Consider the following 24,526-nt stretch of genomic DNA (forward strand, 5'->3'; position numbering starts at 1 on the left):
TTCACGCAAGGACACCCGGACCTCTATGAAAACTGCGGACATCGCGCAGCGGTATCTCGACTTCTTCGAGAAGAACGACCACGTCATCGTTCCCTCCTCCTCGCTGGTCAGCGAGGACCCGACGCTGCTGTTCACAGTCGCGGGCATGGTGCCGATGATCCCGTATCTGACCGGGGTCGTTCCTGCTCCCCATCCGCGCATCGCGGATCTGCAGAAGTGCATTCGCACCAATGACATCGAAGAGGTCGGTCGGACCGCCCGCCACGGCACGTTCTTCCAGATGCTCGGCAACTGGTCGTTCGGCGACTACTTCAAAGAGGGCGCGATCCGCTACGCATGGGAGCTGCTCACCTCGTCCGAGTCCGATGGTGGCCTCGGCTTCGACGAGAAGGATCTGTGGGTCACGGTCTACGAGACCGACGACGAGGCCGAATCGATCTGGCGCGACATCATCGGTCTGAAGCCGGAGCGCATCCAGCGACTCGGTCGTGCCGACAACTACTGGAACACGGGTCAGCCCGGCCCCGGCGGCCCCGACTCGGAGATCTTCTTCGATCGTGGTCCCGCGTACGGCAAGGACGGCGGCCCCGCAGCCGACGACTCCCGCTTCCTCGAGATCTGGAATCTCGTGTTCATGCAGGACTTCATCGAGAACATCCGCGGCAAGACCGAGTTCGACATCGTGGGCGAGCTGCCGATGAAGAACATCGACACCGGCATGGGCCTCGAGCGCGTCGCGTTTCTCAAGCAGGGCGTCGAGAACATGTATGAGACCGACCAGGTGCGTCCGGTCCTCGATCGCGCGGTCGAACTCTCCGGCCGTCGCTACGGCGCCGACCATCAGGACGACGTGCGGTTCCGTGTGATCGCGGATCACGTGCGATCCTCCCTCATGCTGCTCTCCGACGGCGTCCGCCCGTCGAACGAGGGACGCGGATACATCCTGCGCCGTCTGATGCGCCGTGCGGTGCGCTCCATGCGCCTCCTCGGTGTCGATGAGCCGGTCTTCCCCGAACTGTTCGCCGCGTCTCGCGACGCGATGAAGTCGTCCTACCCGGAGCTCGAGAAGGACTGGTCGGTACTGTCCGCTTCCGCTTTCGCGGAGGAGGAGACGTTCCGCCGCACGCTGGCAGCCGGCTCCACGATCCTCGACCTCGCACTCGACGAGACGAAGAAGGGCGGCGGCGCAACGCTGAGCGGCCCTGAGGCCTTCCTGCTGCACGACACCTACGGCTTCCCGATCGACCTCACGCTCGAGGTCGCCGAAGAGGCCGGGCTCTCCGTCGACCGCACTGCGTTCGACTCGCTCATGCAGGAGCAGCGCTCGCGCGCCAAGGCCGATGCCCTCGGTCGCAAGCGCCAGCTCGCCGATGTGTCGATCTACCGCGATCTGCGCGCGCTCGGCGAGACCGGCTTCGACGGCTACACGGCACTCGAGGTCGAGTCGCGCATCCTCGGCATCCTCGTCGACGGCCTGCCCGTCCGCAGCGCGGCCGAGGGACAGATCGCCGAGGTCGTGCTCGCCGAGACCACCCTCTACGCCGAGTCCGGTGGCCAGGTCGCCGACAAGGGAACGATCGTCGGACCGGGCTTCGAACTCGAGGTGCTCGACGTGCAGCGTCCGGTGCCCGGCCTCATCAGCCACACCGTCGAGGTCACGCGCGGCAGCGTCGCGGTCGACGATGCCGCCACCACGGTGGTCGATGCAGCCAACCGCCGCGCCGCCCGGCAGGCGCACTCCGCGACGCACCTCGTGCACGCGGCGCTCCGCGACACGCTCGGCCCGACGGCGACGCAGGCCGGGTCGCTGAACCGCGCCGGCTACATGCGCTTCGACTTCAACTGGTCGCAGGCGCTCTCCGGCGACACCCGCTCCGAGATCGAGGAGATCACGAACCGCGCCGTCCAGGACGCACTCGAGGTCACCACTCGCGTGATGTCCCTCGACGAGGCCAAGGCCGCGGGAGCGATGGCACTGTTCGGCGAGAAGTACGGCTCGGTCGTGCGCATGGTCGACATCGGCGGTCCCTGGTCCCGCGAGCTCTGTGCCGGGACGCACGTCAACTCGAGCGCCGAGATCGGCCTCGTCAGTGTCGTCGGCGAGTCGTCGGTCGGTGCATCGAACCGTCGCATCGAGGCGCTCGTCGGCGTGGACGCCTTCCGGGAGCTCGCGGCAGAGCGTGCGCTCGTCTCGCAGCTCACCAGCTCCCTCAAGACGCCGAAGGAGCAGCTCCCGGAGCGCATCGCCGATCTCGCGGCGAGCCTCAAGGCCGCAGAGAAGCACATCGCGCAGTTCGAGGCCAAGGAGCGCGCAGGACAGGTGCCGGCGATCGCGGATGCCGCCGTCACCGTCGGAGCCTTCCACCTCGCAGCGGAGTCGCTCGGCGAGGCCGCTTCGGCCGATGACGTGCGCGAGCTCGCGCTCGGAGTGCGAGAGCGACTCGGATCGCACGCTGCGATCGTCGCGCTCGGCGCTGTCGTGAACGGCCGCCCTGTCGTGGTCGTCGCGACGAACGAGACGGCTCGTGCTGCCGGTGCGAAGGCCGGTGCGCTCGCGAAGCGCGCTGCCGGGGTGCTCGGCGGTGGCGGTGGCGGTCGCGATGACGTCGCGCAGGGCGGCGGTGCGGATGCTGCGGCACTGCCCGCGGCGCTCGACGCCATCGCACAGGAGCTGCACACAGCGTGAGCGGGTTCCGCCGCGGCGTGCGGCTCGGGATCGATGTCGGCCGTGCCAGGGTCGGGGTCGCGCGTTGCGACCCCGACGGGATGCTGGCCGTGCCTGTCGAGACCGTGCCACGCTCCGAGACGTCGATCGACCGTCTGGTCGAACTCGTCGCCGAGTACGAACCGCTCGAGTTCGTGGTCGGGCTGCCCGTGAATCTGCAGGGCACCGACACCGCATCGACGGTCGACGCGCGCGAGTTCGCTGCGGCGTTGCAGGGCCGCACCGGCGTCCCTGTTCGGCTCGTCGACGAGCGTCTGAGCACGGTGACCGCACACGCGGCACTGCGCTCTTCCGGGAGATCACAGAAGAACTCTCGTAGCATTGTGGATCAGATCGCCGCTGTCGTCCTTCTGCAGCAGGCGATCGACATGGAGAAGAGCACCGGGAACCCGGCCGGTGCGACCATTCCCCACGACGAGGAGTCCGCCTGAACATGTCCGAACGTGAGAGTGCTTCCCCCCAGCACGATCCGGACGCCCGTCTGGGCGACCTGTTCGAGAACCTTCCAGACCCGACGCAGCAGAGCCCGACGGTGGACAACAGCGCCCCGACGCCCGGCTCACGCCGTGCGGCACGCGAGGCGGCCACCGGTCGCGCGCCGACGCCTGCCGATGGAACGCCTGACCCGCAGTCCGAGCCGCAGGTCGCTCCCGTGCGAGCCTCGGCCGATGCGGCGGACGACGGAGCGCCTTCTGCGACGCCGGTACGCGACGCCGCGGATGACGGAGGTACTCCGACGAGGGCTGTTCCGACGGTCGCGCCGGCAGTCGCCGATCCGCAGCCGGTGCTCGGCGGCGGTCTCGACGATCTGTTCGCGCCGCATGAGGACGAACGCGCCGCATCGCGCAAGCCGAAGCGGAAGCGCAGGACCGGCTGCCTCGTGGCGCTGGTCATCGTGCTCGCGATCTTCGGCGGCATCGCCGCCGGCGGCGCCTGGGTGTGGAACACCTACGGCGAGCGGATCAGCGAAACGCTCGGCTGGGGCGAGCCGAAGGACTGGGACCCAGGGATGGCGACCGGTGAAGCGCTCGTCACGATCAAGACCGGTGACACCGGTGGGCCCGTCTCGGTCGCGCTCTTCGAAGCGGGCGTCACGAAGACCGAGGACGTCTTCTACGACTATCTCGTCAAGGAGGCGCCCGGGGTGACGTTCTACCCCGGCGTGTACAAGCTCCAGGAGAAGATGACGGCCGAGGCCGCACTGGCAGCGCTGCAGGACGAGAAGAACAAGATGGACAACACCGTTTCGGTCGCCGAGGGCGGCACGATCGTGTCGTCCCTGCCCGGCATGGCCGAGACGCTCGGACTTCCGCTCGCCGACTTCGAGGCCGCGGTCGCTGATCCGTCGGTGTACGGGGTCGCCGCGCAGAACCTCGAGGGCTGGCTGTTCCCCGCGGTCTACACCTTCGACCCCGGTGTCACGGCGACGCAGGTGATCCAGCGCATGGTGGACCGCACTCGCGAGGCGCTCGCGGGTGCAGGGGTGCCCGATGCCGATGCCGAGCGCATCCTGACGATCGCGTCGATCGTCCAGCGCGAGGGCCGCACCGACGATTTCTCCAAGGTCGCCAGGGTCATCCAGAACCGTCTCGACATCGGCATGAAGCTGCAGATGGACTCGACCGCGCAGTATGGCTACGGCTCGCTGCACGAGGGAGTGGTGTCGAGCTCGGCCGAGGCGCTCGAGGATCCCAACCCGTGGAACACGTATGTGAACGCGGGACTCCCGGTCACCCCGATCGCGAGTCCGAGTGACGCTGCGATCAAGGCTGCGATGAGCCCCGCAGAGGGCCCGTGGATCTACTTCGTCACGGTCAACCTGTCGACGGGCGAGACGCAGTTCTCCGAGACCTACGAGGAGCACCAGCAGGGCATCAAGAAGTGGCAGTCCTGGTGCCGGGAGAATCCGGACGCCGGATGCTGACGCGGTGAACGCGTCCCGTCTTGCGGTCTGGGGCGACCCGATCGCACACTCCAAGTCGCCGGCCCTGCATGCAGCTGCGTACGACGTGCTCGGTCTGGACTGGGAGTATGAGCGGCGGCAGGTGTCGGCAGCGGAATTCGCCGGCGTGCTCGATTCGCTCGACTCTTCCTGGCGCGGCCTCTCGCTGACCATGCCGCTGAAGGAGGAGGCCTTCCGCGCCGCGGCCGCGCGTGACCGGCACGCCGCGCTGACCGGTGCGGTGAACACCCTGCTGCTCGGTCCTGAGATCGCCGGGTTCAACACCGACGTTGGCGGCATCGTCGACGCCCTGGCCGAGGCCGACGTCACCGACGTGCGATCGGTGCGGATCCTCGGAGCCGGCGCGACAGCGGCATCCGCAGTCGTGGCTGTCGCTGAGATCGGCGCGCGCGAGGTGGACGTCCGCGCGCGGCGTCCGCAACGAGCCGCAGGCCTGGTCGAGCTGGGAGGGCATCTGCAGGTCGCCGTCACGTGCGACGCGCTGAGCGCGCCGACCACGCCGGTGGACCTCACGATCGCGACGCTGCCGAGTGGCACCGAGCTCGACGGCGACCTGGCGGAGCGTCTCGCGAGCGACGGGGGAGTGCTCTTCGACGCCGCGTACGCGCCGTGGCCGTCTGCCCTGGCATCGGTGTGGGGTGATCGGCCGGTGATCTCGGGGCTCGGGATGCTGCTGCACCAGGCGGTGCGTCAGATCCGTGTCTTCCGTCATGGCGACCCGGTGGTCGAGCTCCCCGACGAGGCACGCATCCTCGCCGCCATGCGCGCCGCGCTCTGACCTGCCGGCGCCGCGTGCCGACATGCGGCGCAGCGCATGGTCAAACGCATGGGAGACTGGAGCAATGCTCCGCGTGCTCACAGCCGGCGAATCGCACGGCCCAGAACTCATCGCCGTGATGGAGGGTCTGCCCTCCGGCGTCCCGGTGTCGTCCGAGGCCATCCAGGCCGACCTCGCCCGTCGCAAGCTCGGCTATGGCCGCGGTTCGCGCATGAAGTTCGAGCAGGACGAACTCACCATCTCCGGCGGCGTCCGTCACGGCAAGAGCCTCGGCAGCCCCGTCGCACTGCGCATCGGGAACACCGAGTGGCCGAAGTGGATCGAGGTCATGAACCCCGAGCCGATCGCGCTCACCGACAAGTCGCGTGGTCGCAGCGCTCCGTTGACGAGGCCGCGCCCCGGGCATGCCGACCTGGTCGGCATGCAGAAGTACGACTTCGACGAGGCCCGTCCGATCCTCGAGCGCGCCAGCGCGCGCGAGACGGCTGCCCGCGTGGCGCTCGGCGCCATCGCGCGCTCGTTCCTCGGCGAGCTCGGCATCCGACTGGTCAGCCACACGCTGTCGATCGGCCCGGTACGCGTGCCGGACGGCTCGCCGTTGCCGACCCCGGATGACGTGGACGCCCTCGACGCCGATCCGCTCCGCTGCTTCGACGCCGAGACGTCCGCACGCATGGTCGCAGAGGTCGATGACGCGAAGAAGGACGGCGACACGCTCGGCGGCATCGTCGAGGTGCTGGCGTACGGTCTGCCGCCGGGGCTCGGCTCCCACGTGCACTGGGACCGCCGCCTCGACGCGCGTCTCGCACAGGCACTCATGAGCATCCAGGCGATCAAGGGCGTCGAGGTCGGCGACGGCTTCGAGACCACGCGTCGTCGCGGCTCCGCAGCGCACGACGAGCTCTTCGCGACCAGCGACGGCATCACGCGCGGGTCGGACCGTGCCGGCGGGACCGAGGGTGGCATGTCCACCGGCACCGTGCTGCGCGTCCGTGCGGGCATGAAGCCGATTGCGACGGTCCCGCACTCGCTGCGGACCATCGACATCGCCACCGGCGAGGACGCCACGGCGCACCACCAGCGCTCCGACGTCTGCGCAGTGCCGGCGGCGGGCGTCGTCGCCGAGGCCATGGTCGCGGTCGAGCTCGCGAACGCGGTGCTCGAGAAGTTCGGTGGCGACAGCATCCGCGAGACCCGGCGGAACCTCGAGGGATACCTCGAGGGGATCCCGGAGGAGCTGCGCACGACCCCCGCGTCCGAGGCGGCGCTCATCGCGCATGACGAGCGAGGCTGAGCCGCTCACGCTGGTGCTCGTCGGCCCCATGGCCGCGGGCAAGACCAGCGTCGGACGCCGTGTGGCCCGGCGTCTCCGCGTCGCGTTCATCGACACCGACAAGCGGATCGTCGCCGAGCACGGCCCGATCCCGGAGATATTCGCGGCGCATGGCGAGGAGCACTTCCGTGCGCTCGAACGAGCCGCCGTCGCTGCTGCTCTCGAGGAGGGCGGCGTGATCTCGCTCGGCGGCGGGGCGGTGACGGACGCCGGCACCCGAGAACTGCTGCGCGCGCACCCCGTGGTCTTCCTCACGGTGTCACCGGAGTCGGTCGCCGGTCGTATCCGCGGTGGTGGGCGCCCGTTGCTCGCCGGTGAGGTGGACCCCGTCGAGCGCTGGAAGGCGATCTTCGCCGAACGACGTGACTGGTACGACGAGGTCGCATCCACCACCTTCGACACCTCTCGGCTGCCGATGCAGCGCATCGCCGAGGACATCGTGACATGGAGAAGAGAACACCGATGAGCACGACCACCATCAGCGTGACCGGCAACGACGCGTACGACATCACGATCGGGCGCAGCATCCTGGACCGCGTCTCCACGGCGCTCTCGCCCACGGTGCGGAAGATCCTGGTGGTGCACCCGCCGACCCTGGCTGCGCGCGCCGGGGAACTCCGCGACCGACTGCTCGCCGACACCGAGAACGGTCCTCGCGAGGTGCTGCTCGCCGAGATCCCCGATGCCGAGCAGGGCAAGCGGATCGAGGTCGCGGCGTTCTGCTGGCAGGTGCTCGGCCAGGCCGACTTCACCCGCACCGATGCGGTCATCGGGTACGGCGGCGGCGCGGTCACCGACCTCGCCGGGTTCGTCGCCGCGACGTGGCTGCGCGGCATCGAGGTCGTGCAGGTGCCGACCACCGTGCTGGGACTCGTCGATGCCTCCGTCGGTGGCAAGACCGGCGTGAACACCGCCGAGGGCAAGAACCTCGTCGGCGCCTTCTGGGCGCCGCGCGCCGTGATCGGCGACCTCGATGAACTGGCGAGCCTGAGCCCGAACGAGGCGACGGCGGGGTACGCCGAGGTGGTCAAGGCCGGCTTCATCTGGGCGCCCGAGATCCTCGACATCATCGAGGCGGACCCGGCGCGAGCGATCGACACCACCACCGAGGAGTTCCGTCGCACGGTCGAGCTCGCGATCGACATGAAGGCCAAGGTCGTCTCCGAAGACTTCCGTGAGGCCGGTCAGCGCGAGATCCTCAACTACGGGCACACGCTCGGACACGCGATCGAGCACTCGGAGCGCTACAAGTGGCGACATGGTGCCGCGATCTCGATCGGCATGCTGTTCGCGGCCGAACTCTCGCGCCTGGCTGGCCGGCTCCCTGACGCTGCGGCCGTCCGGCATCGCACGGTCCTCGAGTCGCTCGGTCTGCCGACCTCGTATCGCGCCGGGGCGTGGCCGGCGCTGCTGGCCACGATGCAGCGCGACAAGAAGAGCCGTGGCGGCATGCTCCGCTTCATCCTGCTCGACGACATCGCCAAGCCGACCGTGCTGCAGGCACCGGACGAGTCGCTGCTGTTCGCCGCCTACCAGGAGGTCGCGGGATGACCCGTCGAATCCTGCTCGTCAACGGACCGAACCTGAACCTGCTCGGCACCAGGGAGCCGGATGTCTACGGCACCGCAACGCTCGCCGACGTCGAGGAGCTCACCGCCGCGACGGCAGCAGAAGCGGGCGTCGAGGTGCGGGCGCTGCAGAGCAATCACGAGGGCGTGCTGATCGACGCGATCCACGCCGCCCGCGAGGACTGCATCGGCATCGTCATCAACCCGGGTGGGCTCACGCACACCTCGGTGGCACTGCGCGATGCGCTCACCGGAGTGGCCCTGCCGTTCGCCGAGGTCCACATCTCCGATGTCTATGCACGCGAGGAATTCCGCCACCACTCGTACCTGCACGACGTCGCCGCGGTGCGCGTGATCGGCGAGGGCGTGGGCGGCTACGCGAGCGCGGTGCGGCAGCTTCTCGCGCTGATCCCGTAGAATCGACTGTCGGCCCTCACTGAGCGCGTCTCAGCGTGGCCGAGACAATCACACACGAAACGGACCCCGCAGCGCATGGCATCTACCGCAGACATCAAGAACGGCGTCGTTCTCAGCATCGACGGACAGCTTTGGAACGTCATCGAGTTCCAGCACGTCAAGCCCGGCAAGGGTGGCGCGTTCGTGCGGACCAAGCTGAAGAACGTCCTCTCGGGCAAGGTCGTCGACCGCACGTACAACGCGGGCGCCAAGATCGAGATCGAGAACGTCGATCGCCGCGACTTCACGTACCTCTACGCCGACGGCGACGGCTTCGTGTTCATGGACACCTCCGACTACGACCAGATCACCGTCGGCGGTGCCACGGTCGGCGACGCGAAGAACTTCCTGCTCGAGAACCAGCAGGTCACGATCGCGCTGAACAACGGCAACCCGCTCTACATCGACCTTCCGGCATCCGTCATCCTCGAGGTGACGTACACCGAGCCCGGCCTGCAGGGCGACCGCTCGTCGGCCGGCACGAAGCCCGCGACCGTCGAGACCGGCTACGAGATGCAGGTTCCGCTGTTCGTCGAGACCGGCACGAAGATCAAGGTCGACACCCGCACGGGTGAGTACCTCGGTCGCGAGAAGTAAGGCGTGGGCGCTCGGACGAAGGCGCGCAAGCGCGCTCTCGACATCCTGTTCTCCGCTGACGTGCGCGGAGACGAGCTCTCGGTGACGCTTGCCGCCGAGGCGAAGCGTGCGGCGAACGAGCCGGCCCGCGAGGCCTCCTGGCTGTACGCACGCGAGATCGTCGATGGCATCGTGGACCACCGCGATGAGATCGACGAGCAGATCACGACGCACAGCCGCGACTGGAAGCTCGAGCGCATGCCGGCCGTCGACCGCGCGCTGCTCCGCATCGGCGTCTGGGAGCTGCTCTACAACGCCGAGGTGCCGACCGCCGTCGCGATCGACGAGGCGGTCGAGCTCGCGAAGGAATTCTCGACCGACGACTCCGGCGCCTTCGTGCACGGCGTCCTCGCCAGGGTCGACCGCGCCGCCTGATCCGTCTCGCACGAGTCGCTGTCCCCATGTCGGATGCCGCGGGAAGGATGCTGGCATGCCCGCACCTCACGTCGACCTCCGTGATCTCATGCAGATCACGGATGCCGGTGGCTACGCGCGCGGTCTGGCGTACTTCCGCGAGGGGAACGTGCTCGATCTCGTCTGGGACGAGGACCGGCAGGAACTCGAAGCCCATGTGAAGGGCAGCCGCGACGCGACCTACGTCGTCGAAGTCGGGTTCGTGTCGTCGAACGGCAAGAGCCACGCCAGGTCGACGCGGTGCTCGTGCCCGGTTCGTTCCCGGTGCAAGCACGTCGTCGCTGCGCTCCTCGCCTCGAATGTGCACGAGTACTCGCAGCAGAACGGCGCGCGGACGACCGCGCCCGTTGAATCGCCCGCTGCCGCCGTCCCGCCGCCGCCCGCCACCTCCTGGCGCGCGCTCGTCGATCCGACGAGCACCGTGCAGACGCAGGCGCTCGCGCTCGGAGTCGAGCTGCGGCATCGAGAGCCACGAGGTGATAACCACTGGGCGCCCCGAGCGGTGCGTCCGGCGACCCCGCGAGACCTCGCCAGGTCGACCGGAGAGCTGCTTCTGGCGATCCGTCCGCTGATGCGCAGCCACCAGACCGGCGCATGGATCCAAGGCCACGCGACCTGGGACATCGTGCGACGGGATGCGGCGCAGTTCGGACGCGCGCAGAACCGCTGGTTCAGCGACCTGCTCAGCATCTCGCGCGACTCGCTGCTGTCGGGCAACGCTGGCGACTGGCTGGTCGTCGATCAGATCGAGTCGGGCCTGCTGTGGGGACACCTGCGTGCGGGCGCTGCGCTCGGCATCCCACTGGTCGCCAGTCAGAAGCACTCCACCGTGCACCTCGCAGACACCGCCGAGATCTCCGCGACGATCGCACGCGATGAAGCGGGGGCGTTGACGGTTGCCGCAGCAGCGACGATCGACGGGAGCGCGGTCGCAGCCGGCGACGTGCACCCCATCGGGCGCTCGGGCGTGTATTCGGCCGTGCTGCACGGCAGCCGGATGCAGATCACGCTCGCCGAGGTGCCGCTCAGCCAGCAGGTGCGCGCGCTCCTGGAGGCGCAACGGCCGATCGCCGTGCCGGCTGAGGACGAGGAGGCCTTCGTCACGGAGGCCTATCCTTTGCTCGCGCGCCGCACCGTGGTGCAGACGATGGGCGATGTCGCGCTGCCCGAGATCCCGGCACCCGAACCGGTCCTGACCGTGGTCTTCGAGCGGGGTGACGTCGTGAGCTACTCGTTCACGTGGTCGTATCGCGGCTTCGGGACCGTGTCGTACGCGCCCGGTCCGGCCGCTGTCCGCGACACCGACGCCGAAGCGGCGCGACGCGCAGAGCTCGAGACGGTCTGGCAGGAGCACATGGCCACCCGGTTCAGGCCGTCCGGCTCGTTCCACGACATCGACGCCGCGGCGTTCGTCGCGCAGACCGTGCCCGCCTTCGAAGCCGCGGGCGTCACGATCGTCACGACGGGCGCGCGCAAGGAGTACCGCGAGCTCACCGGCGTTCCCGAGGTCACCGTCTCGACGGTGGAGACGACCGACTCGGACTGGTTCGATCTCGGCATCCTCGTGACGATCGACGGGCGCAGCATCCCGTTCGGACCGCTGTTCACCGCGCTCAGCAAGGGGAAGAAGAAGCTGCTCCTCTCGGACGGCGGCTACTTCACGTTGAACCACCCGGCGCTCGACCGGCTCCGTGAGCTCATCGACGAGGCCGGCGAACTCGACGAATGGGAGACCGGACCACGGATCAGCCGCTACCAGACGGATCTCTGGGAGGAGTTCGAGGATCTCGCCGACGAGGCGCTCCCGGCCGTCAGCTGGCGCTCGACAGCCGAGGGGCTGCGGCAGTCCACCGGCGTCCCGACGACGCCGGTGCCTGCGTCACTGCGCGCGGAGCTCCGGCCGTACCAGAAGTCCGGATACGACTGGCTCGCCTTCCTCTGGCGGCATCGGCTGGGCGGCATCCTGGCGGACGACATGGGGCTCGGCAAGACGCTGCAGCTGCTGACCTTCGTGCAGCACACGCGGGACATGGGGGAGCGGCGCCCGTTCCTCGTGCTCGCCCCGACATCGGTGCTCAGCACCTGGAAGACCGAGGCCGCGCGCTTCACACCCGAGCTCCGGGTCGCTCTGGTCGAGAGCACCAGTGGCACGCGTCGAGGAACGGTGACGGATGCCGCCGCGGGCGTCGACATCATCGTGAGCTCCTACACCGTGGCGCGGCTCGATGAGAAGGAGTTCGGCGCGGTCGAATGGGCCGGCCTCATCCTCGACGAGGCACAGTTCGTCAAGAACCCGAAGACGAAGCTGCATCGCGCGATCTCGACGTTCGACGCCGATGTGACCTATGCCGTGACCGGCACGCCGATGGAGAACAGCCTGTCCGATCTGTGGTCGCTGCTGAAGCTCGCAGCCCCCGGTCTGTTCCCATCGGCACGGAAGTTCCGTGATCGCTACATCCAGCCGATCGAGAAGGGCAAGGTCCCCGAGAACGAGGAGGGCGGCGAGTACCGTCAGCGTCGGCTCGCACAGTTGCGCCGGCGCATCCGTCCGCTCATGCTGCGCCGCACGAAGGAGCTCGTCGCTCCGGATCTGCCGCCGAAGCAGGAACAGGTGCTCGAGGTCGAACTGAGCGCATCGCATCGGGCGTTGTACGACGTCGTGCTGCAGCGCGAGCGCCAGAAGGTGCTGGGGCTGATCGACGATCTCGACCGCAACCGGTTCATCGTCTTCCGTTCTCTGACCCTGCTGCGAATGCTGAGCCTCGCACCCGAACTGGTCGACGAGAACGACGCCGACATCGGATCCAGCAAGCTCGACACCCTGCTCGAGCGGGTGGCTGAGTTGCAGGCGGAGGGACACCGTGCCCTGGTGTTCAGCCAGTTCACGTCGTTCCTGGATCTCGCCGCCGCGAGGCTCGAAGCGGCCGGCATCCCGTACGCGCACCTCGATGGTTCGACCAGACGGCGGCACGAGGTGGTGGAGGGGTTCAAGGCGGGGGAGCAGCCGGTGTTCCTGATCAGCCTGAAGGCCGGTGGCTTCGGTCTCACGCTGACCGAGGCCGACTACGTGTTCCTGCTCGATCCGTGGTGGAACCCTGCTGCCGAGGCACAGGCGATCGACCGCACCCACCGGATCGGCCAGACCAGTCAGGTCTTCGTCTATCGGATGATCTCGGCCGGCACCATCGAGGAGAAGGTGCGGGAGCTCCAGCAGCGCAAGGCGCGTCTGTTCACCGCCGTCATGGACGATGAGGCCCTGTTCGCGCAGTCGCTCACCGCCGACGACATCCGCGGGCTGTTCGAGGATTGAGCGGGTTACTTCCGGCCCGTCCGACCGGGCGCACAGAGAGCCTTCGGTAGAATCGAGGCCGTCCACAGCGAGCGTCGAACAGGCGCCGAGGATGCACCAGGAGGAGCGCAATGCGGATCACGGGACTCGGCCACGCCGGGATGTTCATCGAGACGGTCGGCGGAAACATCATCTGCGACCCCGTGCTCGGACCGTCCTTCTTCGGCTCGTGGTTCCCATTCCCCGACAACCGCGCCCTCGACTGGGAGCGGTTCGGCCGCGAGGCGGACTTCCTCTACATCTCGCACCGGCACCGAGACCACTTCGACCCCAAGCTGCTCGAGCGCTACATCCGCAAGGACATCGAGGTGCTGCTGCCCGAGTATCCGATCGATGATCTCGAGCGCGACATCCGTGCACTCGGCTACACGAACATCACCTACGCACCCGCCGGCGAGATCATCCAGCGCGGCGAGCTGAAGCTCATGATCACCCCGCTGCGCGCGCCGAGCGACGGACCGATCGGTGACAGCTCGCTGAGCGTCGACGACGGCACCGGTTCGATGCTGAACCAGAACGACTCGCACCCCCTCGACCTCGAGAAGCTGCTCGACTTCGGCACGCCGGACGCGTACTTCACACAGGTCTCGGGCGCGATCTGGTGGCCGATGGTCTACGACCTCCCGCTCGACGCCAAGCAGAACTTCGCTCGCCTGAAGCGTGAGGCGCAGAACAAGCGCGCCATGTACTACATCGAGAAGGTCGACGCTCCGCACGTCTTCCCGATGGCCGGCCCGCCGATGTTCCTGCGCGACGAATTGTTCGACTTCAACGGCCTCGGCAAGAACGGCGAGTCGATCTTCACGGATCAGAAGCAGTTCCTCGCGCACATGCGGGAGCTCGCGCCCAAGTACGACGGTCGGCTCTTCGTGCCTGGCACGGTCGTGACGGTCGACGGCGGCCAGGTGACGAGCGAGCAGACGCTGTACTCCGAGGCGGAGCTCACCCACATCTTCGATGAGAAGTGGGACTACCTCGAGTCGCAGCGCGCGAGCCGGCAGCAGGAGATCCGCGACGAAGAGGCTTCGCGCGCAGAGCCCCTGCCGCCGGCGGAGATCCTCGCGGCGATCAAGGAGTGGTGGGAGCCACTGCTGAAGAAGTCGCGCACGATCCGCCTCGGTGTCGGCGGGTGCGTGCGGTTCCACATCGGCGACCTCGACATGGTCGTCGACTTCCCGAGGGCCAAGGTGCGCGAGTACGCGGGGGAGGACTGCGTGTACTGGTACACGATCCCCGCCGACCTCGTCTCGACGAACATCCGCGACCACGAGATCGACTGGTCGAACTCGATATTCCTGTCGATGCAGTTCTCGGTCGGCCGGAGCGGCAAGTTCAACGAGTTCCTGACGACGTTCCTCAAGTGCCTCTCGGTCGACCGCATCGAGTACGTCGAGAACTGGTACCAGGAGCAGACCGACCAGACCGAGGACGCCGAGATCGGCGACTGGCTCGTGCAGCGTCGCTGCCCGCACCTGCGGGCCGACCTCACGAAGACCGGCAAGGTCGATGAGGACGGCGTGCTGACCTGCAGCATGCACGACTGGAAGTGGGATCTGAAGACCGGTCGCTGCCTGTCGACCAGTGGGCATCCGATCCGGTCCTCGAAGATCGACGACGGCGTCACGGAAGCGGCGCTGCGCCCGGCGAGCTGACCGGCACCGCCGATGCGGCGCGTGTGCGTCGCAGGCGTCGTCGGCGTTCGGGGTCTCCGATAGACTGACGGAGCAAGCAACCTTTAACACCGTCCTGTGAGGCGGAGAAGGGAGCGGCCGATGAGCACACGAACTGTGCTGCATGAAGCCGATATCTCGCGGGCACTGACCCGTATCGCACATGAGATCCTCGAGTCCAACCGAGGTGCCGAGAACATCGTCCTGCTGGGCATTCCGACCCGCGGCGTCACACTCGCTCGTCGTCTCGCCACGCTCATCAGCGACATCGCGCAGGTCCCGGTCGCAGTGGGCGCTCTCGATGTCACGCTGTTCCGCGACGATCTCGCCAAGCACCCGACGCGGTCACCCCGCCCGACCGAGATCCCCGCCGGCGGCATCGATGGCAAGGTCGTGGTCCTGGTCGATGACGTGCTGTTCTCCGGACGGAGCATCCGCGCCGCGCTCGACGCGATCCAGTCGATCGGTCGACCATCCGCGGTGCGTCTGGCGATCCTGGTGGACCGCGGTCACCGCGAGCTGCCCATCCGTCCGGACTTCGTCGGCAAGAACATCCCCTCCGCCCGCACCGAGCGAGTGAACGTCCGTCTCACCGAGGACGACGGCACCGAGGAGGTGACGATCGGCGCATGAGGCATCTCCTCGACACCCATACGCTCGACCGCGCCACTGCGCTGCGCATCCTCGACGTCGCCGAGGACATGGCCGACACCCAGTCCCGCGAGGTCAAGAAGCTCCCGACCCTGCGCGGCAAGACGGTCGTCAACCTCTTCTTCGAGGACTCGACGCGCACCCGCATCTCGTTCGAGGCCGCAGCCAAGCGCCTCTCCGCCGACGTCATCAACTTCGCCGCCAAGGGCTCCAGCGTCTCGAAGGGCGAGAGCCTGAAGGACACCGCCCAGACGCTCGAGGCCATCGGGGCGGATGCCGTCGTGGTGCGCCACCCGGCATCCGGCGCTCCCCAGACGCTCGCGACGAGCGGCTGGATCTCGGCCGGCGTCGTCAACGCCGGCGACGGCACGCACGAGCATCCGACCCAGGCGCTGCTCGACGCCTTCACGATCCGCAAGCGCCGCTTCGGCGCCGAGAGCCGTGGCCGCGATCTGGCCGGGGTGCGTGTGGTGATCGTCGGCGACGTGCTGCATTCCAGGGTCGCCAGGTCGAACGTCTGGCTGCTCGCGACGCTCGGCGCCGAGGTCACCCTGGTCGCTCCGCCCACGCTCGTGCCGCAGAACGTCTCGCTCTGGCCGGCGCGCGTCGTGTACGACCTCGACGCAGCACTGGCCGAGGGTCCTGACGCGGTCATGATGCTGCGGATCCAGCTGGAACGCATGAACGCCGCGTATTTCCCGACTGAGCGGGAGTATTCGCGGCGGTGGGGCCTTGACGCACTGCGAGTGGCTGGTCTTCCGGACGGTAGCATTGTGATGCACCCCGGTCCCATGAACCGCGGCCTGGAGATCTCCTCCGAAGCTGCCGATTCCGCCCGCTCCACGGTGCTGGAGCAGGTCGCGAACGGGGTGTCCGTGCGCATGGCGGTGCTGTACCTGCTGCTTGCAGGAGAACGAGACGACGAACGAGGGGGAGACCTGTGAGCGAGACCCTCGTCATCACCGGTGCACGGCTGTCGGGTGCGGAGAGCGCCGACATCATCGTCGAAGGCGGTGTCATCACGGAGATCGGTACCGGGCTCAGCCGCACGGGAGCCCGGGTGATCGACGCGCACGGACTCGTGGCGCTGCCCGGTCTGGTCGATCTGCACACGCATCTGCGGGAGCCCGGATACGAGGCATCCGAGACGATCCTCACCGGCACCAGGGCCGCAGCCGCTGGTGGCTTCACCGCCGTGTTCGCGATGCCGAACACCTCGCCGGTGGCCGATACGGCCGGTGTCGTCGAGCAGGAGCTCGCGCTCGGCGAAGCGGCCGGCTACGCCACCGTGCAGCCGATCGGCGCAGTCACCGTCGGGCAGAAGGGCGAGCGACTGGCAGAGCTCGGCGCCATGGCGACCTCGCGGGCCAAGGTCCGCGTGTTCAGCGACGACGGCTTCTGCGTCTTCGACCCGCTGATCATGCGCCGTGCCCTCGAGTACGTGAAGTCCTTCGACGGCGTCATCGCGCAGCATGCACAGGACCCCCGCCTCACAGAGGGCGCCCAGATGAACGAGGGCGTCGTCTCCGCTGAGCTCGGCCTGGCCGGCTGGCCGGCCGTCGCCGAGGAGTCGATCATCGCCCGCGACGTGCTGCTCGCCGAGCACGTCGGATCGCGACTGCACGTCTGCCACCTGTCGACGGCAGGATCGGTCGACATCATCCGCTGGGCGAAGAAGCGCGGAATCGCGGTCACCGCCGAGGTCACCCCGCACCACCTGCTGCTCACGGACGACCTGGTGCGCGGCTATGACGCTCGGTTCAAGGTCAACCCGCCGCTGCGGCGGGAAGAGGACGTGCTCGCGGTGCGCGAGGGTCTCGCCGACGGCACGATCGACATCGTCGCGACCGACCACGCCCCGCATCCGAGCGAGAACAAGGCGTGCGAGTGGCAGGCTGCCGCCAACGGCATGGTCGGACTCGAGAGCGCGCTGCGCGTCGTGCACCAGTCGATGGTCCAGACCGGACTGATCGGCTGGGCGGATGTCGCGCGCGTCATGAGCGCGACGCCGGCACAGATCGGTCGGCTGTCGGGGCACGGCACGCCGCTCGAGGTCGGCCAGCCCGCGCAGATCACGCTCTACGACGCCTCGGTCGACGGGGTCTTCACCGAGGCCGACCTGCACGGCCGAAGCGTGAACTCGCCCTACCTCGGTCGCGCGCTGCCCGGCCGAGTCGAGTTCACCGTGCACGGTGGCCGTCTCACGGTCGACGGCGGCGCGCTGGTCGAGGGAGTGAACGCATGAGCACGCGCGACATCGCCATCGCGATCACGATCGTGGTCGCCCTCCTCGTCCTGCTCACGATGCTGCTCGCATGGCGACGACGACTCCGACGCGACGCCGGCCTGTCGGCACCGCTCGGTGTACCGGAGCACGCGGAGGTCCTGCGCCGCGACGAGGTGCTGTACGTCTCGACGACGCGTCACGACCAGCCGCTCGAGCGTCTCGCGGTCTCACCGCTCGCGTATCGCGCACGCGGCGAGCTCGCCGTGACCGATCGCGGCGTCGCCCTGTGCCTCGACGGCACCCCGACCGTCTTCCTCGCCTCGTCGCGCCTGGTCGGCGTCGACAGGGCGACCGTCACGATCGATCGGGTCGTCGAGCCGGGTGGACTGATCCGCATCGCCTGGAACGTCGACGACGAGACCGTCGTCGACTCGTATGTCCGCCTCGCCACCGGCGATCCGAAGAACCTCATCACTGCACTGCAGCACCTCGTCGCCGTGCGCGATGACACCGCTGCCCCCGACACTGGAGCCATACGATGACCTCCCTGCCAGAAACCGCCGTCCTCGTCCTGGAAGACGGCACCCGTCACGTCGGCCGCGCCTATGGAGCGCGCGGCACCACGCTCGGCGAGGTCGTCTTCTCGACCGGCATGTCCGGCTACCAGGAGACGATCACCGACCCGTCCTATGCAGGCCAGATCGTGCTGCAGACCGCACCGCACATCGGCAACACCGGGATGAACGAAGAGGACCCGGAGTCCCGTCGCATCTGGGTCGCGGGCTACATCGTGCGCGACCCCTCGCGTGTCGTGTCGAACTGGCGCGCGACCACCTCGCTCGACGAGACGCTCGTGCAGGACGGCATCGTCGGCATCAGCGGTATCGACACGCGCTCGATCACCCGGCACATCCGCTCCGCCGGTTCCATGCGCGGCGGCATCTTCTCCGGTGCCGATGCGGCGCTCGACGAAGCGGAGCAGGTGCGCATCGTCCGCGAGGCGCCGCAGATGGCCGGTCGTAACCTGTCTGCCGAGGTTTCGGTCGACGTCGCCACCGTGACGACCGCGGTGGGGGAGAAGGTCGGCAACCTCGCCGTCCTCGACCTCGGCGTCAAGCAGGCCACGATCGACAACCTGGCCGCACGCGGGTTCGAGGTGTTCGTGCTCCCGCAGGACGTGACGATCGACGAGATCCGCGCGATCGACCCGGTCGCGGTGTTCTACTCGAACGGTCCCGGCGACCCCGCCGCATCCGACCGCCATGTCGATCTGCTCCGCTCGGTGCTCGACGACGGTCTGCCGTTCTTCGGCATCTGCTTCGGCAACCAGCTGCTCGGCCGTGCGCTCGGCCTCGGCACCTACAAGCTGCCCTTCGGTCACCGCGGCATCAACCAGCCGGTGCTCGACAAGTCCACCGGTCGCGTCGAGATCACGGCGCACAACCACGGCTTCGCGGTGGACGCACCGCTCGACGGCACGTTCCAGAGCCCGAACGGCTACGGCGAGGTCGAAGTCAGCCATGTCGGACTGAACGACAACGTCGTCGAGGGCCTTCGCGCCCTCGACATCCCCGCATTCTCCGTGCAGTACCACCCAGAGGCCGCAGCCGGCCCGCACGACGCCAACTACCTCTTCGACCGGTTCCGCGATCTGGTCGTCGCCAGCAAGAAGGACTCCAAGTAATGCCAAAGCGTGACGACATCAAGTCCGTCCTCGTCATCGGCTCCGGCCCGATCGTCATCGGTCAGGCCTGCGAGTTCGACTACTCCGGCACACAGGCATGCCGCGTTCTCCGTGAAGAGGGCGTCCGGGTCATCCTGGTGAACTCGAACCCCGCCACGATCATGACCGACCCCGACTTCGCCGATGCCACCTACGTCGAGCCGATCACGTGGCAGGTCATCGAGTCGATCATCGCGAAGGAGCGCCCTGACGCGATCCTGCCGACGCTCGGCGGCCAGACCGCGCTGAACGCTGCGATCGAGCTGCACAACCACGGCATCCTCGAGAAGTACGACGTCGAGTTGATCGGCGCGAGCTTCGAGGCGATCAACAAGGGCGAGGACCGGCAGATCTTCAAGCAGCTGGTGCTCGACGCCGGTGCAGACGTCGCCGACTCCCGCATCGCGCACACGATGGACGAGGTGCTGGCAGCCGCTGGCGAGCTCGGCTACCCGCTCGTTGTCCGTCCGAGCTTCACGATGGGCGGCCTCGGGTCCGGCTTCGCCTACGACGAGAACGACCTCCGCCGCATCGCCGGCGCCGGTCTGCGCGACTCGCCGACCACCGAGGTGCTCCTGGAGGAGTCCATCCTCGGCTGGAAGGAGTACGAGCTCGAGCTCATGCGCGACACGGCCGACAACACGGTCGTCGTCTGCTCGATCGAGAACGTCGACCCGGTGGGCGTGCACACCGGCGACTCGATCACGGTCGCCCCGGCGCTGACCCTCACCGACCGCGAGTACCAGAAGATGCGCGACATCGGCATCGACATCATCCGTGCAGTCGGCGTCGACACCGGCGGCTGCAACATCCAGTTCGCGGTCGACCCGTCGAACGGTCGCATCATCGTGATCGAGATGAACCCCCGTGTCTCGCGCTCGAGCGCGCTCGCCTCGAAGGCGACCGGCTTCCCGATCGCGAAGCTCGCGGCCAAGCTGGCACTCGGCTACCGCCTCGACGAGATCCCGAACGACATCACCGGCGTGACGCCGGCGAGCTTCGAGCCGACGCTCGACTACGTCGTGGTGAAGGTGCCGCGGTTCGCGTTCGAGAAGTTTCCCGCGGCGGATGCGACGCTCACCACCACCATGAAGTCGGTCGGCGAGGCCATGGCGATCGGCCGCAACTACGCGACAGCGCTGCAGAAGGCGCTCCGCTCGCTCGAGAAGCGCGGATCCAGCTTCCACTGGGGCCGCGAGGACCGTTCGGTCGAGGAGCTTCTCGAGATCTCGAAGACCCCGACCGATGGCCGCATCGTGGTGCTGCAGCAGGCGCTGCGCAAGGGAGCGACGATCGAGCAGGCCTTCGAGGCGACCGCGATCGACCCGTGGTTCCTCGACCAGATCGTGCTCATCAACGAGGTCGCCGAGATCGTGCGCACAGCGCCGGAACTCGACGCCGCGACGCTGCGCTACGCCAAGGAGCATGGCTTCTCGGACACCCAGCTCGCCGAGATCCGCGGCGACGGCGAAGCGGAGATCCGTGGTCTCCGCCACGGCCTCGGCATCCGGCCGGTCTACAAGACGGTCGACACCTGCGCCGGCGAGTTCCCCGCACTCACGCCGTACCACTACTCGAGCTACGACTTCGAGTCCGAGGTCACGCCGTCCGAGCGCACCAAGGTCGTCATCATCGGCTCCGGCCCGAACCGCATCGGTCAGGGCGTCGAGTTCGACTACTCCTGCGTGCATGCATCCTTCGCGCTGTCGGATGCCGGGTTCGAGACCATCATGGTCAACTGCAACCCGGAGACGGTCTCGACCGACTACGACACCTCCGACCGCCTGTACTTCGAGCCGCTCACGCTCGAGGACGTGCTCGAGGTGCTCGACGCGGAGGCGGCGAGCGGCACCATCCTCGGCGTCGTCTGCCAGCTCGGCGGCCAGACGCCGCTCGGACTCGCGAAGGGCATCCAGGACGCGGGCTACACCGTGCTCGGCACCAGCCCGGAGGCGATCGACCTCGCCGAGGAGCGCGAGCTCTTCAGCGGCATCCTCGACGCTGCCGGACTCCTGGCCCCGCGCCACGGCACCGCGATCGACGTCGACGGCGCCATCCGCATCGCCGAGGACATCGGCTATCCCGTGCTCGTGCGCCCGAGCTTCGTGCTCGGCGGCCGCGGCATGGAGATCGTCTACGACTCCGCGAGCCTGCGCGACTACTTCGTGCGCACCGCAGGAGAGGTCGTCATCGAGCAGGGCAAGCCGCTGCTGGTCGACCGATTCCTCGACGACGCGATCGAGCTCGACGTGGATGCGCTCTACGACGGCACCGATCTCTACATCGGCGGCGTCATGGAGCACCTCGAGGAGGCCGGCATCCACTCCGGCGACTCGAGCTGCACGTTGCCCCCGATCTCGCTCGGCCGCTCCGACATCGACCGCGTCCGTACGGCAACGCTCGCGATCGCGAAGGGTGTTGGTGTGCGCGGCCTGCTGAACGTGCAGTTCGCGATCAGCGCCGGCGTGCTCTACGTGATCGAGGCGAACCCGCGCGCGAGCCGCACGGTGCCCTTCGTCTCGAAGGCACTCGGCATCCCGCTCGCGAAGGCCGCCAGCCGCATCATGACCGGTTCCACGGTGGCCGAGCTGAAAGCCGAAGGGCTGCTGCCGCAGAACGACGGCTCCCGCGTGCCGCTCGGCGCGCCGGTCGCGGTCAAGGAGGCCGTACTGCCGTTCAAGCGCTTCCGCACTGCCGAGGGCAAGACCGTCGACTCGATCCTCGGCCCGGAGATGCGTTCGACCGGTGAGGTCATGGGCATCGATCGTGACTTCCCGACCGCCTTCGCGAAGAGCCAGGCCGCGGCGTACGGCGGCATGCCGACCTCCGGCACCGTGTTCATCTCGGTCGCCGACTCCGACAAGCGCGCGGTGATCCTGCCGGCGCATCGTCTGCAGCAGCTCGGCTTCACGATCGTCGCCACCGAGGGCACCGCGGAGATTCTCTCGCGCAACGGCATCGCTGTCACGGTCGTCGAGAAGTACAGCGAGACGCAGGAGAGCGGTGCGCGCAACATCGTCGACCTGATCAACGACGGCGAGATCGACATCGTCGTGAACACCCCGTCCGGCGGCACCGCCCGCGCCGACGGGTACGAGATCCGCGCAGCGGCGGTCGCCGCCGACAAGGCGCTGTTCACGACCATGGCGGTGCTCGGTGCGGCGGTCAGCGGCATGGATGCTGCGCACGACGGTTTCGAGGTCAAGAGTCTTCAGGAGTATGCGCTCGACCGGAAGGCAGCGGTGTGAGCCACACCTTCGGTGAGCGGGTCAGGGCGGCGCTCGCGTCGTCCGGCCCGCTCTGCGTCGGGATCGACCCGCATGCGGGGCTCCTCGACGCCTGGGGCCTGAGTCAGGACGCCGCCGGTGTCCGGGAGTTCGGACTGCGGACGGTGGATGCCGCAGCCGGCCGTATCGGCATCGTGAAGCCGCAGGTGTCGTTCTTCGAGCGTTTCGGTTCCGCCGGTTTCGCCGCGCTGGAGGATGTGCTCGCGGCTGCGCGCGCAGCCGAGCTGATCGTGATCGCCGATGCCAAGCGCGGCGACATCGGCACCACCATGGACGCGTACGCGGCCGCCTGGCTCACGCCTGGATCGCCGCTGGAGGCGGATGCGCTCACCGTCAGCCCGTATCTGGGCGTCGGCGCCCTCGACGGAGTCTTCGACCTCGCTCGGACGCACGGCAAGGGAGCCTTCGTGCTCGCCGCCACGAGCAATCAGGAGGCGGAGCATCTGCAGCGCTCGCGCGACGGTGGCCGAACCGTGTCGGCCGGCGTGATCGTGGAGGTCTCGGCACGCAACGCCGCCGTGACACCGGAGGGCGAGTGGGGGAGCATCGGCTTCGTGATCGGCGCGACCGTCGACTGGACGGATGCCGGCATCTCGCCGTTCGCTCCCGCGGCGCCTATCCTGGCGCCCGGCTTCGGAGCACAGGGCGCCGAACCCGCCGATCTCACGACTCGCTTCGGAGCGATGTCCGCCCATGTCATCGCCAGCGAGAGCCGCAGCATCCTCAGCGCGGGTCCCGAGGGGATCGCCAGCGCGATCGACACCCGCGTCGCGCACTACCAGGAGGCCGTACGTGGCTGAGACACGAGTCGTTCCCGAGGTCGATCGAGCGGCGGCTGCGCGCAAGGCCGTCGAGCGGAGGCGCGCCCGCGCATCGCTCAAGCGCGACCTGACGACACGGGTCGTGGCACCGCAGACCGTGCTGCGCCGCGCGATCGCCGACCAGGACTCGGTCGAGGGCTCGATGCGCATCACCGACTTCCTGCTCGCTCTCCCGGCGATCGGCGCAGGCAAGCGCGACCGGGTGCTCGAGGATCTGCACATCTCGCCCGTCAAGCGTCTCGGCGGTCTGGGTGCGCGTCAGCGTGCCGTGCTGGAGGAGTGGCTCGACGGCCGGTTCCCGGTGCTGCGGCCGCGAGGCGCGCGCAGTCGCCTCCTCGTGCTCGCTGGGCCCACCGCTGTCGGCAAGGGCACGGTGGCCGCGCACATCCGCGAGCACAACCCGGAGATCCACCTGTCGGTCTCGGCGACCACGCGTGCGCCGCGCCCGGGGGAGATCGACGGCGTGCACTACTACTTCGTCGACGATGCCGAGTTCGACCGGCTGATCGAGCAGAACGAACTGCTGGAGTACGCGGTCGTGCACAACCGTTCCCGCTACGGCACCCCGAGGGCGCCGATCGACGCCGCGCTGGACGCCGGCAAGACCGTGCTGCTCGAGATCGATCTGCAGGGCGCACGCCAGGTCCGCGCCGCAGAACCGGCCGCGACGCTCATCTTCCTGCTCCCGCCGAGCTGGGACGAGCTGGTCCAGCGGCTCGTCGGACGCGGCACCGAAGAGGCCGAGGAACGCGCCAGGAGACTGCGCACCGCGAAGGTCGAACTGGCGGCTCAGAACGAGTTCGATCACCTCATCGTGAACGAGAACGTCGCCGATGCGGCCGCCGAGGTCGTAGAATTGTCTTCGAGCTCTGCACGCTGAGTACTCTCGCGTGCCCGCAGCATCGACTTCGCGACGATCCCGTCG

20 protein-coding genes are annotated in these 24,526 nt (G+C 68.4%); all 20 read left to right on the forward strand.

Features of this window, described 5'->3' with window-relative positions; genetic code table 11:
* Positions 1-25 precede the first annotated feature (25 nt).
* A complete protein-coding gene (alaS, locus tag RS83_RS14720) occupies positions 26-2,686 on the forward strand; it encodes an alanine--tRNA ligase (protein WP_045280246.1) in 2,661 nt (886 codons plus the stop codon).
* A complete protein-coding gene (ruvX, locus tag RS83_RS14725; protein WP_045280247.1) occupies positions 2,683-3,156 on the forward strand; it encodes a Holliday junction resolvase RuvX in 474 nt (157 codons plus the stop codon). The genes alaS and ruvX overlap by 4 nt, the downstream gene beginning before the upstream one ends.
* A 2-nt stretch (positions 3,157-3,158) precedes the next feature.
* Complete coding sequence (gene mltG / locus RS83_RS14730) at positions 3,159-4,649, forward strand: endolytic transglycosylase MltG (protein WP_045280248.1); 1,491 nt, start codon at positions 3,159-3,161, stop codon at positions 4,647-4,649.
* A gap of 4 nt (positions 4,650-4,653) precedes the next feature.
* Entirely contained in the window at positions 4,654-5,466 is an 813-nt protein-coding gene (locus RS83_RS14735; protein WP_082071684.1) for a shikimate dehydrogenase, read from the forward strand.
* Between the two features lie 64 nt (positions 5,467-5,530).
* Entirely contained in the window at positions 5,531-6,760 is a 1,230-nt protein-coding gene (aroC, locus tag RS83_RS14740; protein WP_045280250.1) for a chorismate synthase, read from the forward strand.
* A complete protein-coding gene (locus RS83_RS14745; protein WP_045280251.1) occupies positions 6,744-7,265 on the forward strand; it encodes a shikimate kinase in 522 nt (173 codons plus the stop codon). The genes aroC and RS83_RS14745 overlap by 17 nt, the downstream gene beginning before the upstream one ends.
* Positions 7,262-8,350, forward strand: a complete 1,089-nt coding sequence (gene aroB / locus RS83_RS14750; protein WP_045280252.1) for a 3-dehydroquinate synthase — start codon at positions 7,262-7,264, stop codon at positions 8,348-8,350. Before RS83_RS14745 ends, aroB begins: the two co-directional genes overlap by 4 nt.
* The gene (gene aroQ, locus RS83_RS14755; protein WP_045280253.1) at positions 8,347-8,784 is read left to right on the forward strand and encodes a type II 3-dehydroquinate dehydratase; all 438 of its coding nucleotides are present in this window, start codon (positions 8,347-8,349) and stop codon (positions 8,782-8,784) included. Before aroB ends, aroQ begins: the two co-directional genes overlap by 4 nt.
* Positions 8,785-8,859: 75 nt before the next feature.
* Positions 8,860-9,420: an elongation factor P gene (gene efp, locus RS83_RS14760; RefSeq protein WP_045280254.1), complete on the forward strand. Its 561-nt coding sequence runs from the start codon at positions 8,860-8,862 to the stop codon at positions 9,418-9,420.
* A 3-nt stretch (positions 9,421-9,423) separates the two neighbouring features.
* Positions 9,424-9,834, forward strand: coding sequence for a transcription antitermination factor NusB (gene nusB, locus RS83_RS14765; protein WP_045280255.1), 411 nt, complete (start codon positions 9,424-9,426; stop codon positions 9,832-9,834).
* A gap of 55 nt (positions 9,835-9,889) precedes the next feature.
* On the forward strand, positions 9,890-13,183 hold the full coding sequence (locus RS83_RS14770) for a DEAD/DEAH box helicase (RefSeq protein ID WP_052679139.1): 3,294 nt from the start codon (positions 9,890-9,892) through the stop codon (positions 13,181-13,183).
* Between the two features lie 110 nt (positions 13,184-13,293).
* Positions 13,294-14,874, forward strand: a complete 1,581-nt coding sequence (locus RS83_RS14775; RefSeq protein ID WP_045280256.1) for a Rieske 2Fe-2S domain-containing protein — start codon at positions 13,294-13,296, stop codon at positions 14,872-14,874.
* 120 nt (positions 14,875-14,994) lie between these two features.
* The gene (gene pyrR, locus RS83_RS14780; protein ID WP_045280257.1) at positions 14,995-15,525 is read left to right on the forward strand and encodes a bifunctional pyr operon transcriptional regulator/uracil phosphoribosyltransferase PyrR; all 531 of its coding nucleotides are present in this window, start codon (positions 14,995-14,997) and stop codon (positions 15,523-15,525) included.
* Entirely contained in the window at positions 15,522-16,487 is a 966-nt protein-coding gene (locus RS83_RS14785) for an aspartate carbamoyltransferase catalytic subunit (protein ID WP_045280258.1), read from the forward strand. Before pyrR ends, RS83_RS14785 begins: the two co-directional genes overlap by 4 nt.
* Complete coding sequence (locus tag RS83_RS14790) at positions 16,484-17,788, forward strand: dihydroorotase (RefSeq protein WP_045280259.1); 1,305 nt, start codon at positions 16,484-16,486, stop codon at positions 17,786-17,788. Before RS83_RS14785 ends, RS83_RS14790 begins: the two co-directional genes overlap by 4 nt.
* Positions 17,785-18,312 carry a hypothetical protein gene (locus RS83_RS14795; protein ID WP_045280260.1) on the forward strand — a complete coding sequence of 176 codons (528 nt, stop codon included), beginning with the start codon at positions 17,785-17,787 and terminating at the stop codon, positions 18,310-18,312. The genes RS83_RS14790 and RS83_RS14795 overlap by 4 nt, the downstream gene beginning before the upstream one ends.
* On the forward strand, positions 18,309-19,454 hold the full coding sequence (carA, locus tag RS83_RS14800; protein WP_045280261.1) for a glutamine-hydrolyzing carbamoyl-phosphate synthase small subunit: 1,146 nt from the start codon (positions 18,309-18,311) through the stop codon (positions 19,452-19,454). Before RS83_RS14795 ends, carA begins: the two co-directional genes overlap by 4 nt.
* On the forward strand, positions 19,454-22,741 hold the full coding sequence (gene carB, locus RS83_RS14805; RefSeq protein ID WP_045280262.1) for a carbamoyl-phosphate synthase large subunit: 3,288 nt from the start codon (positions 19,454-19,456) through the stop codon (positions 22,739-22,741). The genes carA and carB overlap by 1 nt, the downstream gene beginning before the upstream one ends.
* Positions 22,738-23,580 carry an orotidine-5'-phosphate decarboxylase gene (gene pyrF / locus RS83_RS14810; protein ID WP_045280263.1) on the forward strand — a complete coding sequence of 281 codons (843 nt, stop codon included), beginning with the start codon at positions 22,738-22,740 and terminating at the stop codon, positions 23,578-23,580. Before carB ends, pyrF begins: the two co-directional genes overlap by 4 nt.
* Positions 23,573-24,481 carry a guanylate kinase gene (gene gmk, locus RS83_RS14815; protein ID WP_045280264.1) on the forward strand — a complete coding sequence of 303 codons (909 nt, stop codon included), beginning with the start codon at positions 23,573-23,575 and terminating at the stop codon, positions 24,479-24,481. Before pyrF ends, gmk begins: the two co-directional genes overlap by 8 nt.
* Positions 24,482-24,526: the final 45 nt, after the last annotated feature.

Origin of the sequence: Microbacterium oxydans (assembly GCF_000956525.1) — a bacterium.
Lineage (GTDB): Bacteria > Actinomycetota > Actinomycetes > Actinomycetales > Microbacteriaceae > Microbacterium > Microbacterium oxydans_A.

What these genes read in the sequence shown, in the direction of transcription:
- alaS (WP_045280246.1), top strand. Translation starts at nt 26, where the DNA reads ATGAAAACTGCGGACATCGCGCAGCGGTATCTCGACTTCTTCGAGAAG.
- mltG (WP_045280248.1), top strand. Translation starts at nt 3,159, where the DNA reads ATGTCCGAACGTGAGAGTGCTTCCCCCCAGCACGATCCGGACGCCCGT.
- aroC (WP_045280250.1), top strand. Translation starts at nt 5,531, where the DNA reads ATGCTCCGCGTGCTCACAGCCGGCGAATCGCACGGCCCAGAACTCATC.
- RS83_RS14745 (WP_045280251.1), top strand. Translation starts at nt 6,744, where the DNA reads ATGACGAGCGAGGCTGAGCCGCTCACGCTGGTGCTCGTCGGCCCCATG.
- aroB (WP_045280252.1), top strand. Translation starts at nt 7,262, where the DNA reads ATGAGCACGACCACCATCAGCGTGACCGGCAACGACGCGTACGACATC.
- aroQ (WP_045280253.1), top strand. Translation starts at nt 8,347, where the DNA reads ATGACCCGTCGAATCCTGCTCGTCAACGGACCGAACCTGAACCTGCTC.
- efp (WP_045280254.1), top strand. Translation starts at nt 8,860, where the DNA reads ATGGCATCTACCGCAGACATCAAGAACGGCGTCGTTCTCAGCATCGAC.
- RS83_RS14770 (WP_052679139.1), top strand. Translation starts at nt 9,890, where the DNA reads ATGCCCGCACCTCACGTCGACCTCCGTGATCTCATGCAGATCACGGAT.
- RS83_RS14775 (WP_045280256.1), top strand. Translation starts at nt 13,294, where the DNA reads ATGCGGATCACGGGACTCGGCCACGCCGGGATGTTCATCGAGACGGTC.
- pyrR (WP_045280257.1), top strand. Translation starts at nt 14,995, where the DNA reads ATGAGCACACGAACTGTGCTGCATGAAGCCGATATCTCGCGGGCACTG.
- RS83_RS14785 (WP_045280258.1), top strand. Translation starts at nt 15,522, where the DNA reads ATGAGGCATCTCCTCGACACCCATACGCTCGACCGCGCCACTGCGCTG.
- RS83_RS14795 (WP_045280260.1), top strand. Translation starts at nt 17,785, where the DNA reads ATGAGCACGCGCGACATCGCCATCGCGATCACGATCGTGGTCGCCCTC.
- carA (WP_045280261.1), top strand. Translation starts at nt 18,309, where the DNA reads ATGACCTCCCTGCCAGAAACCGCCGTCCTCGTCCTGGAAGACGGCACC.
- carB (WP_045280262.1), top strand. Translation starts at nt 19,454, where the DNA reads ATGCCAAAGCGTGACGACATCAAGTCCGTCCTCGTCATCGGCTCCGGC.